General features: G+C 42.6%; 13 protein-coding genes. All 13 read right to left on the bottom strand.

Going from position 1 to position 12,670, the window contains the following annotated elements:
* Window positions 1-3: 3 nt before the first annotated feature.
* Window positions 4-879, bottom strand: coding sequence for a sulfotransferase family protein (locus LEPTO7104_RS0121850; protein ID WP_071527296.1), 876 nt, complete (start codon window positions 877-879; stop codon window positions 4-6).
* An 18-nt stretch (window positions 880-897) separates the two neighbouring features.
* Window positions 898-1,824 carry a glycosyltransferase family 2 protein gene (locus LEPTO7104_RS38550; RefSeq protein ID WP_225887026.1) on the bottom strand — a complete coding sequence of 309 codons (927 nt, stop codon included), beginning with the start codon at window positions 1,822-1,824 and terminating at the stop codon, window positions 898-900.
* 260 nt (window positions 1,825-2,084) lie between these two features.
* Window positions 2,085-3,320, bottom strand: coding sequence for a glycosyltransferase family 4 protein (locus LEPTO7104_RS0121845; RefSeq protein WP_017300725.1), 1,236 nt, complete (start codon window positions 3,318-3,320; stop codon window positions 2,085-2,087).
* Window positions 3,317-4,189 (bottom strand): class I SAM-dependent methyltransferase, encoded by an 873-nt coding sequence (locus LEPTO7104_RS0121840; RefSeq protein WP_026072953.1) that lies wholly within the window; start codon window positions 4,187-4,189, stop codon window positions 3,317-3,319. Before LEPTO7104_RS0121840 ends, LEPTO7104_RS0121845 begins: the two co-directional genes overlap by 4 nt.
* 8 nt (window positions 4,190-4,197) lie before the next feature.
* A complete protein-coding gene (locus LEPTO7104_RS0121835; RefSeq protein WP_040695594.1) occupies window positions 4,198-4,974 on the bottom strand; it encodes a TylF/MycF/NovP-related O-methyltransferase in 777 nt (258 codons plus the stop codon).
* Between the two features lie 96 nt (window positions 4,975-5,070).
* Window positions 5,071-5,985, bottom strand: a complete 915-nt coding sequence (locus LEPTO7104_RS0121830; protein WP_017300722.1) for a hypothetical protein — start codon at window positions 5,983-5,985, stop codon at window positions 5,071-5,073.
* Between the two features lie 3 nt (window positions 5,986-5,988).
* Window positions 5,989-6,609 carry a sulfotransferase family 2 domain-containing protein gene (locus LEPTO7104_RS0121825; RefSeq protein ID WP_017300721.1) on the bottom strand — a complete coding sequence of 207 codons (621 nt, stop codon included), beginning with the start codon at window positions 6,607-6,609 and terminating at the stop codon, window positions 5,989-5,991.
* A 44-nt stretch (window positions 6,610-6,653) separates the two neighbouring features.
* The gene (locus LEPTO7104_RS40325; protein ID WP_155523730.1) at window positions 6,654-7,565 is read right to left on the bottom strand and encodes a hypothetical protein; all 912 of its coding nucleotides are present in this window, start codon (window positions 7,563-7,565) and stop codon (window positions 6,654-6,656) included.
* A 236-nt stretch (window positions 7,566-7,801) separates the two neighbouring features.
* Entirely contained in the window at window positions 7,802-8,899 is a 1,098-nt protein-coding gene (locus LEPTO7104_RS0121820; protein ID WP_026072951.1) for a glycosyltransferase family 4 protein, read from the bottom strand.
* A 10-nt stretch (window positions 8,900-8,909) separates the two neighbouring features.
* Entirely contained in the window at window positions 8,910-9,758 is an 849-nt protein-coding gene (locus tag LEPTO7104_RS38545) for a class I SAM-dependent methyltransferase (RefSeq protein WP_071527294.1), read from the bottom strand.
* A gap of 44 nt (window positions 9,759-9,802) precedes the next feature.
* On the bottom strand, window positions 9,803-11,089 hold the full coding sequence (locus tag LEPTO7104_RS0121815) for an ABC transporter ATP-binding protein (protein WP_017300718.1): 1,287 nt from the start codon (window positions 11,087-11,089) through the stop codon (window positions 9,803-9,805).
* Between the two features lie 38 nt (window positions 11,090-11,127).
* Complete coding sequence (locus LEPTO7104_RS0121810) at window positions 11,128-11,985, bottom strand: ABC transporter permease (RefSeq protein WP_017300717.1); 858 nt, start codon at window positions 11,983-11,985, stop codon at window positions 11,128-11,130.
* Window positions 11,986-12,137: 152 nt separating this feature from the next.
* Complete coding sequence (locus LEPTO7104_RS0121805; protein ID WP_017300716.1) at window positions 12,138-12,563, bottom strand: hypothetical protein; 426 nt, start codon at window positions 12,561-12,563, stop codon at window positions 12,138-12,140.
* Window positions 12,564-12,670 lie beyond the last annotated feature (107 nt).

The following is a 12,670-nucleotide window of genomic DNA, read 5'->3' as shown; positions in this document are numbered from 1 at the left end:
ATTCTATTTGATATAGCCATATAGGGTAAGTTCACGGAATGCAATGTTTTCTGCTGCTTTAATTTCTTCGACTTCTCGACGCATATATTTCCCAATGGACTTCACTGAGGCTTGCCTGAACTTTTTCTGAAGCCGCTGATCAAAATCAGCACCAATGTAATGGACAATTTTTTCCCCAAAGACTGTAGGCTCATGGGCCAAGTCTTCGTACTTTATTTTCAAGATTCGTCCGCTTGACAGAACATCATCTTGAGAAAAAAAACCTTCACAAGCGTGCACCATCTCCTTCCACATCCAAATGGCGCGAACGTAGGGTGAAGCACTTATAAAATCACTGGCCTGATCGATTGAGACCCACCAAGGCATCCATAAACCTCGATACTGGTAGCCTAGCGATGATTCTGATGTTCTAAGAGTCTTAAGCTTTTCATCTGTTAGTACACCATAGCTCTTAACTAAGGAATTTGCGCAGTCACGACCGTCTCGGTATAAATATATGATTTTACAGTTTGGTAGCGCTCTGTAGAGAAAGTCGGGCGCAAAACTAAAAAACGGCTCTTTATAAATCAGTCTTTGTAACTGCCGTCGCTGTTGAAGTAATTCTTTGGCCTCCTGAAACCTCATAGAGCCCGTTGCCAAGCGATGAAGTGCTTTAAACCGAGAATTAGGAATAGAATCAAGATACACATTCAAAGTTGATTCTAAGGCATATTCCAAGCAGTGATTTATATGTTCGGGTAGCTGCTGAGCCGCAAGGTGCGCGATAGGAACAGGAAAAGAAATACCCGATAAACACTCGGCATAAGGAAGCGCTTCTAAGCAGTTCATCAAAAACGTTGTTCCAGACCTAGGGCAACCGATTACAAAAAACGTATTCATAAAAGGGGATGCATTCTCTCAACTGGATTGACGAATAGTTGACATCTTGTACGAGACGTAAGGGAAACCTATCGAATATGGATGAGTAATTAAAACTTTTAGTGATTTTAATTTGCCAATTCTTGTAGGTTTTGATATTAACTCAGTACCAAATAGATGTTTCCATTCCCTAGATGCCTCTTTTAGCCGTATGTGGGGTATAGTTGAGCTCTTATTTAGGTTATAGCAGCGAAAATAGCCTAAGTAATCGTCTAGCTTCAGAAACTTACCCTGTAAATATAGTCGCCCAAAATATTCCAGATCCATCGCGAACTGTAAACTTTCCTTTAAGAGACCAGCTTGATCCATGGCAGTTCTCCGCCAAAAAGCAGTTTCCGAACAAATAATATATTGATTAGTGCTGGGATCAAAGGATGGGAGATGGGAAAAGCCCGTAACCTCGCTTTTTACATTCAACAAAATTCTGTTGCCATGCAACATTGTACAGCTTTGGTTTTTGTAAAGCGCCTGTGCAACTTTTCGCAAAGCACTCTTTGCATACAAATCGTCGCTATTGACCCAGCCAAGAATAGATCCAGTGCTTAGTTTTAATCCTTTGTTAATTGCGTGAGCTTGGCCCTTGTCTTTTTCGCTAACCCAATAGGTAATGTGAGCCTGATACTTTCTCAGTATTTCAACAGAATTATCAGTGCTGCCTCCGTCAATGACTATGTATTCTAAGTTTGGATATCCTTGAAGTAAAACTGAACGAACTGTCTCTTCTAGAAACTGCCCCTGATTGTAGCTTGGGGTGATAATACTGATGCGCGGCCATGCTGAGCCATCGGGCATGTATTCGGCTAAGGGACTGCTAGCTTTCGTCCATGGCCAGCCCGTTCTATTTTCTGGTGGTTTGGGTAAGTCGGTAAGGGTTAAAGCTCGGCGGTTTGATTGTTCTGAAAGCACAGTCTGTCTCAGCAGATAGGGGGAATAAGCTTGCCTTACTATTCTTTAGGAGTTACTTAAAAACTGATAAATAATCCAGGGAATACTTATTCAAAATGCCGAAAGCCTTAAACAGTATTTGTAAATAAGTAAACGATAAATTTGGTATTTACTATTCGGTGGATAAGTCTTGCCGCTATGGGCCTGCAAGTTATGCCTGTGATAGACAAAATGCGCAGAAGAATTGGATACACTTTTACCAAACAGCACTAACTGAGACGTTATAAGTTAGTGTTTTCTCTAGACAGCACTTGCTGATAAAGGTCTTGGTAACGCTTGGCTTGCAACTCAAGGGTATATTCTTCTAATGCGATATGGCGGCAGTTATTTCCCATAACCTGGCGTTTTTTATCGTCTTCTAGCAAATCAACAATACCCTGGCAAAAACTATCTATGTTTTCAGGTTGTGCTAGATAACCCGTAATTCCAGGGCGCACGAGATCTGATACCCCTCCAATATCAAAAGATACCATAGGAGTACCACAGGCCATGCTTTCTTGCAGCACTAAGGGCAAGTTGTCGGCACGGGTAGGAAAGATGAAAAGATCTGCCGCAGAATAAGCGATCGACTTGAGGCGATCGCTATTCACATAGCCTAAGTCGATGATTGATATGTCTGCTGCTGCTGTTAGCTGCTGACTGGAGCCACCTAAAGTCAACAATACACAACCTTGCTTAAGCGCCTTGGGCAGTTGCTCCAATGCCTTGATCAGCAGATCGCCGCCCTTTCGAGAGTCTGTAAGTTTAACAGCACTAAAGAGCAAAACCTTTTTATTTAGTGGGATATTTAGGGCTTTACGGCAAAGCTCAGAATCTATGGGCTGATAAACGTCGGTGTTGATACCGTAGGGTATATGGTGAACTGAAAAACGACTTAGCAGACTCGCTTCTGCCTGTTCCTTTAACCAGTGGCTAGGGGTGACTATCGTTAAGTTTGAGCGGTTGTATGCCCAGTCTTTCAAAGCCCATTCCCAATGGGTGGCATCACGGCGAATGTTTGGGTAGGTATCGGGATAGGGGCACTTGCCGCAGCCTATTTGCCAACGGGTACAGTCGTAACTATAAGTACAGTGACCAGTAAAACTCCACATATCGTGGAGAGTTAAAATGGCAGGCTTCTGTGCCGTAAGATGTGGAATGGCTAAATAGCTAAAGTAACTATTATGTAAATTATGAAAATTAATAATGTCTGCTGCTTTGAAGAGCGAATGTTTGGAAATGGCAAAACTGCTGATGTGGTTGATATAATTAAAACCTGCTCGACAGGTTATTCTTTGGAGCTGATCCTCAATCCACTTAGGACGCACTACTTGAGCAGTTTTTGGATCGTCTGTTTGCTTTCGTCCCACTAAAAGCTTAGAGTCTATATGTCGTTGAAGGAGACCTTGGTGAAGTCGATAAGCAGCGATCGCAGCACCGCCAGCAGTGTCTGACTGATTGATGTGGAGAACCTTCATGGAACAGGCTTTACACCCTCGATAAAAAGAGAGTCGGGTTTATAAACACTGCCGTCAGGATCAGTATCTAAGTTGTAAGCAGACCAATTTGGAATGTAACTTGTCAACGCTGTGCGCTGAACAACTTCTATAAACCCACACCTTTTTAGAAGGTGTGATAAAGAATAGTGATCATACATCCATTGATGAACCTCCCCGGACTGCCGAAAACGGCCAATTTGGAGAGCCTGATAATCTCTAAAGCCTAAGATTAGTCGAAGAAGTGCATTACGCCGATAATTAGAATGGCGTATCAGGCGATAGATCGGCTTTATGGCAGAATCTATAAAAACTGATAGGTTAGGAAAAATAGCATTTGAAACATTAGAGTGATTCAATGTTTCTTCCCCCATAATAGTCATCAGATTTTTCGCTTCAACTCCTAGACGCTGAATTACAAAGTCTGAATTTTGTAAGGCCTTTTGCTTTAAATAGGTCTGCATTTCCCCGCCTGACTGAATGCGTACTAGCTGATCTAGCAGCTCCAACAGCATCCAGTTATAGTTTTCGGCCCACTCGCAATCCCCAAAGTTGGCTTTTTCTAACGCAGTAAGATAAAGATGTGCAATAGATTCTAAATCAGGGACAACAACTCGAAAAATTCCTTTAGGTCGTAAAACTCGAAAGCACTCCTGAACAAGCATATGTGCTTTGTCTTTAGAGAAATGCTCAAGCAAATGAGAGTGATATACTACATCAAAGCTGTTGTCATCGAAAGGAATTCCGACTGATAAATCATATGAAATGACTTTTTCACTGTGAGCAGAAAAGTCAATATTGACCCATTCCGGGCAATAGCGCCGTCCACAACCCAGGTTAAGAGCTTTCATTAGCTAAGCTAAGGTTGCCATTTAATGCCAATTCTACCAGTTGCATCGATCCGATTTAGCAAAAGAGGAATTTTATAGTTATGAAAGTATTCATCTGTAGCTTCTTTGCACCCTTTCCAATACCCGTAATCGTCAATGATGATTACTCCACCTGGAACTAATCGCGGGAAAAGGTGCTCTAATTCGTGTTTTGTAGATTCGTACCAATCGGTATCTAACCTAAGCAAAGCAATTGTTTCTGGAGCTTTCTCAGGAATGACATCTTCAACTTTGCCTTTTATAAAATGGACTCGCTCCATCGGATAATCTGTTAAGTATAAATTCCTCTGAACTTCTTCCAAAGAGCAGTAACAATGATGAGCTTCTTTTTCTAATAAATCTTTGCTGTTCAATAGCACTTGAGCCTCCACATTAAAACAAGTGATATCTTTCTCTGTCGGAGGAGACATGCCTTCATAAGTATCGTATAGATAGAGATCTCGGTGAATACTCTCAATCTCTCTTAGCCGATAAGCAACAGCCATCATGCTTCCTCCTTTCCAAACACCGCATTCAACAATAGCTCCTGGTAGATTGTTAGCAGTGATATAATCTACTGCTTCCAACAGTCCGTTAACCCTCTCAGGACTAGTCATGGTGAATGCCTGCACTCGCTCAATGATATTTATAGCATTCGAACTAAAATCTTTTGGAAAATAGGTTTTTGTTTTTTTAGTTGACCTTCTAATTTTTCCAAATAGATAGCTGAGTTGATTTAAGAACAATCTAGGGTAATATTTTGGCATATTGTTTTTTAAATAAATTCAAGGTTACAAGAAAACTTTGAAGAACCTTCCAAAAGTCAACAGATAAAGTGCAATTAAACTTGCTTCAAATCTTTCTTAAAGAGAATATACCTTCAACTTTAGTTTATAAGCAGTATAATATAATTTCTTAAAAAACTTCTGTTTAAAGATTTTTTTGAAGGTGTAGTAGTCTGCTTCTATATGTTGTAAGACAAAAGTGGAGTGTCTAATTGTACCAATTTCTTTTGCAGGAATATTAGCTAGTTTGCTTTCGCCACCAGTGTGGGTAGAGTCTGAGCCAAAGCCAATATTAGAAACCAGGTTGACATGCGGTAAGGCTGTTAGTCCGCCATGAGACCAGCAAACAAACATCCAAACGTAGCCCCAAGAGTTAATATTGCCTTCTAGAAATAGTTTATCGAATATGTCAGTCCAATATTTTTCTTCTTGGGAGTCACGACATAGCGATTGAATGAAACCACTATCTCGGAATTCGACCCACTTTTGCGGATTAAACTCCCAATGCTGCCAAGCTCTTCGCCAGGTAGCCCATCCCCAACAGTGATTATATTTTGAGAAATAGTAACTGTACGGCTTATACTGTCTACCATCTTGAAAGTTATTCCCGCTGACCACCATTACTCGCCCATCGTTGCGGTAATATTCGAGCAAGGTTTCGCAATAGCGAAAGAATGATGGATGGGGCAGACAGTCATCTTCTAAAATTATGGCCTCTTCAACCTGCTCAAATGCCCAGGTTAAGCCTGAGGAAACGCGATCGCGGCAGCCCATATTAACGTCTGAGTAATTGCGGAAGACATCGCAATTCCAGTCAATATTTTCGGTAACCGCTCTGGCTTGCTGACATAGAACGGCCTCTGCTTCATTGCGAGGACCATCAGCTACCACCAATAACTGGGTAGGCTGCGCCTGACGGATGGCTTCAAACACCCGAGCCGTCAGAGCAGGACGGCGGAAGATAAGGAATACAACCGGGGTAGAGCAAACCATCGTCTAAAAGGAGTAATTGAAAAGAGAGATGTCAGGCTCAAATGTAGACCTAACTAGCTCTCGAGTATTTGGGTTATAAAACTCTTGGTATGGAACAGTATTTGAAACATTCACTTTAGGCAAGCACGCGGATATACCTATGCGCCTACAAATCGTCTGAAAGTCTTTGTCAAGTGATTCGAACCTTCCAATAAAATCTACTAATATTTTATCGTCTTGAGAGCAAACAAAGTCCTTTTGAAGCCTAATTTCTTTTGCACATCTCCAGTATAGGTATTCTTCAAAATCTTTGAATTCTTGGGCAAGTTTGTGCTGAGGATGATTAGAATTTTGCAGCATATAGTGATAGAGAGATACCTGCCAATCCCATGGGTTACGTACGATAGCAAATGAAAACAGAGCCTTAAACTCTTCTTCTCCAATAGTAGAAATTATTTCAGAAGCTGTTGCATGAGTCGGACAAGGCTGATCTTTAAGGTAGATGATGCCAGCTTTTTTGAGTTGCTTACTTGCATATCTTTGTAGCTTATTGCTAGTGATGCGGATTAGCGCTGTTGATATACTTGTACCGGCATTTTTATAAATATGAATGAAGACAAATTTTTTCTTCCGTGAGATTAGCATGCCTCTAGAAATGTAGATTTTCTTGATGGGGTGAATACCCTCAGTTAAGCGCTATAGCGCTGACTTAAAAAGTTTAGTAATCCAAATTTTGTTATTATTTTCTTAACTAGTGTAGCTCCAGGTATATGTTTCCTTAAACTTAACTCATATATAACTGCTCTGCTTAAATCCCCTCTTGCAAAATTTCGTTTAATTTTTCCGTCTATAAAGTAGAAATTGCAGGCGAGAAGTGTGTATATATAGGATTCGCCATGTGGTAAGTAGCTATAGTTTGATAAAGCTTCTTCCTCGGTGGTCAAATTGGTAATATAAGTTTTTCGATGAGAATAGTCATGGTTCTGGTGGATAACCATGGTAGTTGGGGAGATGTCGACAACTTTTCTCTTTCTGCGTCTGCCATCATAAATCATCCATAGATCCCATCCTTGCCTTCCTACGAGTAGATTGGGAATATCACCCGTACCATATTGCCCTTTTGGGAAGGCGAAAAAGTCACTGCCTCTAGGTGGATGAATAGAAGCTTTTTGAGTAACTGTCTTGCTCAAATCAGTTTCCCAGTCATGGCTAAAGTCAATTTCTTGATCCCAATCTAGATCTTTTCTCTGCCCTACTATTAAGTAATTGGAAGTTAGTAACTTGTTGATCCTAAGTAGGTTTTGGGAGAAATTACGATAGATAATAATGTCAGCATTAATAAAACAGCAAATGCTGTGACTTGCTATATTACTAGCTACCTCAAACATTTCATTTACGTAAGGGGTGCCTTGGCGAGAAACTCTTACATTAGGGCAGTATGTGATTCTTAATCTCTCGGATATTTCATTTGCACCTTTACTTTCGGCAAAAAGAATTATTTCAACTCCTTCCAAAGAATTCTTCCAGCTTTGGAGAGCATTAAGTTGAGCAATTCTGTTTTTTCCGGTGAAATCCTTTGCGGTCGTAAAAAAGGTAATCACGTTTTACTTAGATAAAACAACTACAAAGCTTTCCCCTATGGAAATAAGATCGATAAGACGATTTACAGAACAGTCTGCCAGGATTCTTAGGGAAGAGGTTAAATAACAATTATTTTTTCTTTTAAGCTTGTTTGGAAAATTCTTAAACAAGGTGATCACCAAAATGGCTCTCTCATACTTTCAAAACTTAATCTTATAAGAATTCCTCAAGCCTTCTCAGATTGTTTAAAGATTATTTAAGCTGCGACGGTGCGATAAACCTCTACGGTTTGAGCTACAGTTTTGTCCCAACTAAACTGCTTTGCTCTCATTTGACCCGCACTAATCAGGCAATCGCGTTCTATTGAATGATCCAGAATAAATCTTAGTTGATCAATCAGTTCATCCGTAGATTGCGGGTCAAAGAAAAGCCCTGCATCCCCAACAACTTCGGGGAGACTCGAGGAGTTCGCCACAATCGCAACTGTTCCACAGGCCATTGCTTCTAGAGGAGGGATGCCAAAACCTTCGTAGAGAGATGGGTAAACAAACGCAAGGCTACAACGATAGAGTTTTGCCAAATGGCGGTTATTGATATAGCCATAATGCTCAATGTAGTCTTCCAATCCGAGATTATGGATCAACTTCTCTTCAGCCTCTCTAAAGGGCGGACCTACTACGCAGAGTGCTAAATCATCGTAGCCAGAAATAACTTTTGCAAACGCGATGAGTAAACGTTCAAAGTTTTTATAGCTTGCACGACTGCCAACGTAGAGAAAGTAGGCACACTCAGGAACAAAATCGGAACCGTAGGACATACTGATATCCAATTCAGAGGCTAAGTAAGTAACTGTTATATCTTCCTCTGGTATCAAATATCTCTCCAATAAATCTTTTTTTGTATTTTCAGAGATACAAATGATTTTTTGCGCTGCAAGAATAGCCTTTCGTTTCATTTCGCGGTGACTGCCACTAGCATCCATTTGTTCAGGAAAAATTTCATGAATCATATCCCAAACAGAGAGCACGATGGGATAACGACACTTGCTGATATCTTGTTGGGACAGCAGATTGTAGTAGGTAGGATGAATGACATCAAATGTATTCAGGTAATTTACTGCTCTGAAATAGTAAGGCTCTAGCCAATAGGAAACCCGACCAGGGCGAAAGCCAAACCTTTGGTAATGAAAATTTTTTAGGTTGGGGTGGCTGGGATAATTAATACTCAGGGTTTGGCAAGTCGTTAGAGCTGGATTAATAAATCTTGGCAACTTATTGATCAAATTACTAAAATAACGACTTATGCCCCCAGCTATTTGAGAGGCATAAATTTGCCCATCGTAAAGGATACGCATAGCAAAAAAACTACTTATAGCAACGAAAGGAGTAAAGTCTACCTGGACTATTACAAGATTGTGATAGGCGATATCGATAAATTTTCTCGGCAAATGAAAAACGACTTAAAACAAATGCAGCTTTTTCGCCAAACTTATTTGTTAGAGACTTAAAAAGTAACTTCCTAAGGTCTAGATTAGACATAGGAAAGTGATTAACAACACTGTCAAAGGTTTTTAAAACTTTAATTTTTTGAAAAGCAGCTTGTCGAAGCGCTTCAATATAGACATCTAAAGTATGGGCATTTTCACCGCCATGTAGTTGGTGCAAGATGTGATTATCTAAAAATTGTTGAAGCTGTCTCTCATCAGTAACAACATGCTCTCTAGTTGCTAAGAATAATCCATTAGGCTTGAGAACCCGTGAGCACTCAGCGAGTCCCTGATACAAATCAGAAAAATGATGGAGAGCTTGACGAGCATACACAATATCAAACGTAGCGTCGTCAAATGGTAAAGCTTCAGCAAATGCTTGAACAGTCGATATAGAACCATTATAAGCGCCGATATTTAATCTTTTAGTAGCCTCAAGTCCTACATCACTGCTGCTGTCCGGATCGGTCGCTATAACATTATGCCCAAGTGATGCAAACGCATAAGATGCAATACCGTTGCCACATCCTAAGTCTAAAATCTTTAACGGCTCTAGTTGGTTGTCAAGTCTTAGCAACTTTTTTACAGCAATAAATTCATCACTCACTGCAAACCGCTTTGCTGCCGCAAGATTATCTACATCGAGATAACATAACTTAACTAGTTCAGTCCGTTCTGATTGCTGTCGCAACCATTGAACGGATTCTTCATACGTTAGATTCGTCATCCTTTAGTTCCTCACGGCTCAATTCTAGATGCAAATTCTTATGGTCAGGCTCGGTTACTCACTGCCGTTTTACATCGGTTTTCGATCCAGGGTAAGTGAACTAAAACCACCCCTATATCACGATGATGATTGTACTTTGCAACGTTTGTACCTGTTTCAGCAATGCTAAACTTCATGACGTTCTGGTGATGGCTGTACACACATTTTCCAAACTCAAATGCTGCACAGGTTAACGTGTACATTCCTGGCATAAGAAATAGCTTTGGAACTTCGATTGTCGAAGTATATAAGCCTGGTTCCTTCATTGGTTCGTAACCAGAACAATCTGAAGATATAGTTGTGAAAACTGGAATATCATCCGAAGCCTTAATCCGAACGGACATCTCTATATTTTTCAGTGGTTTCCTTACCACATAATCCAATTGAATAAAAAATGGAAATCTGACATCCAATTCACCATTAGGTTCTCCATTATGATTTAGCAGGGAGATTTTTGTGAAAGATAAATCTTCAGTGGCTTTCTCTTCAAAAACGACAACGGGTTTATCTGACAAGCCACTTGAAAGATATTGACTTACAACGTGGTTTGCCTCTCCATGCAACAAAATTTCTCCTCTGTCTAGCCATATTGCGTTTCGACATAGTTGAGTTACTGTTGCCATTTGGTGGCTAACGAAGAGAACTGTTCTACCGTCCTTACCAACATCCTCCAATTTGCCCAAACACTTCTTTTGGAACTGGGCATCGCCAACCGCTAATACCTCATCCACAATCAAAATCTCCGGCTCCAAGTGTGCCGCGACTGCAAATGCTAACCGTACATACATCCCAGACGAATAACGTTTTACAGGTGTATCTAGAAACTTCTCTACCTCTGCAAAGGCTACAATCTCATCAAACTTGCGGCGAATTTCTACCTTACCCATTCCGAGAATGGCCCCATTCAGATAGATATTCTCTCTGCCTGTTAACTCCGGGTGAAAACCTGTACCGACTTCTAAAAGACTAGCTACGCGTCCCTTAATGGAAATGCGCCCCTCTGTTGGTTCGGTAATGCGGCTGAGAACTTTGAGTAGGGTGGATTTGCCTGCGCCGTTGCGGCCAATGATACCAATGCGATCGCCCTGCTTGACCTCAAATGACACATCTTTCAAGGCCCAAAACTCTTCGGATTTTGGGTTTTGGATTTTGGATTTTGGGTTGAAGAGCTGTGTAATTCCTTTGGCTTTGTGGGCCAACACATCTCGCAAAGCGGTATAGCGCTCTTGTTGTTGGTGACCGATGATGTACTTTTTGCCCAGGTTTTCAACCCGAATCACGGTGTCAGACATTCGTATCGCAGGTTAGGGATCTCAATACCAGGGACGGGCTAAATTACGTCTGCGAAGGTGCGCTCCATTTTGCGAAAATACCAGATGCCGGACACCAGCAGCAGCAAGACTAAGCTCACCGATAGGGCAAAACCTGGCCAATAAATGCTGGATTCGTTTCCCAAGATGGCCCAGCGAAAGCCGTCAATAACCCCTACCATTGGGTTTAGCGAGTACAGCAGTCGCCATTGCTCGGGCACAATGTTGCTGCTGAAACCTACCGGAGAAATATAGAGACCAAACTGCACTAAAAACGGCACAATGTAGCGAAAATCGCGATATTGGACGTTGAGCGAGGCCATCCATAGGCCTACTCCCATAGATGCGGCTAAGGCAATGAGAACAAAAATCGGCAGGGTGACAATTCGCCAGCTCGGTATATAAACAAACCACGCCATTAGCGCCACCAGAATGAGGCCGGAAATGGCAAAGTCCACGAAGCTGACTACTACAGCGCTAGTGGGTACCACCAGGCGAGGGAAATATACCTTCGACAACAGGTTGGCGTTGGCAATTAGGCTGTTGCTGCATTCTGTCAGGGCCGTGGAAAACAGCTGCCAGGGCAGCATGGCCGAAAATACCAGAATTGGGTATGGCACCCCGTCGGACGGCAGTTTAGCTAAACGGCCAAACACGACCGTAAACACCACCATGGTTAAAAACGGACGAATCAGCGCCCAGCCAACCCCAATGGCGGTTTGCTTGTAGCGCACCAGAATATCGCGCCAGGCCAGGAAGTAAAACAGTTCTCGATAGCGCCAGATGTCTTGCCAGTAATTCTTTTCGGTGCGGCCTGCTTCAATAACGAGTTCGGCATCGGCAGGGGCGGGTCGCCGCTTCAGCTTAAGTTTGGGCATGGCGGGGAGGTGAGTAACCTAGGGAGCAGAAGTTTAGGCCGGTAGACTGCGGCATAGGTAAGGTGACTATGGCCAATAGCAGGGGGCAGAGGAGCCAGGGTTGTCGAAATAGTGGCTGAACTTCTGCCTCAGAGTGCTAGGCCCAAGTAACTTTAGCCAATGCGGCGAAAATCTTTAATCCCCTGGTACTGGGTTTGGCGAGCCTGGCGGCGAGTGAACTCTCCTACGGTGGGGTTGCCGGTGGGGAGAATAACGCCGCTGGCCTGCATCCAAAGGGTTTCTGGGGCGATGTCAACGGTGTAGCGGTTGGCCGCAGATTTGCGGACATGGTACCAGCGCGTTTCCTGGCAGTGGTCACACCAGAAGGCTTCGAGCCACTCGCCAGCCAGGGGGACGGTGCCGTAGCCAGCAATGACGGTGAGCGATCGCAGCCTGCTCAAGCCCCGCTGCTGCAAATGCTCGGCCTGGGTGGTGTAGAGGGGGTACTTTTGGCTGACGCTGTCGAGATAGGTGCCGTGGTCGGGGCAGTAGATGGCGCGCCGTTTAGAGCGACTGCGGTTGCGACGAGGTGGATGCATAGGGAGGAGTGAATAGTGAGCATTGAACCCGAGAAGATGGCCAGGGCACAGTTATCCTGCCTACGGTCTTTGGGCTAGGGCCACCAAGACTACGGGGGAGAGACTGA

It is taken from the genome of Nodosilinea nodulosa PCC 7104 (assembly GCF_000309385.1).
Classification (GTDB): domain Bacteria; phylum Cyanobacteriota; class Cyanobacteriia; order Phormidesmidales; family Phormidesmidaceae; genus Nodosilinea; species Nodosilinea nodulosa.
The sequence above is the reverse complement of the archived record's forward strand: the minus strand, read 5'-3'. Positions and strand labels throughout refer to the sequence as shown.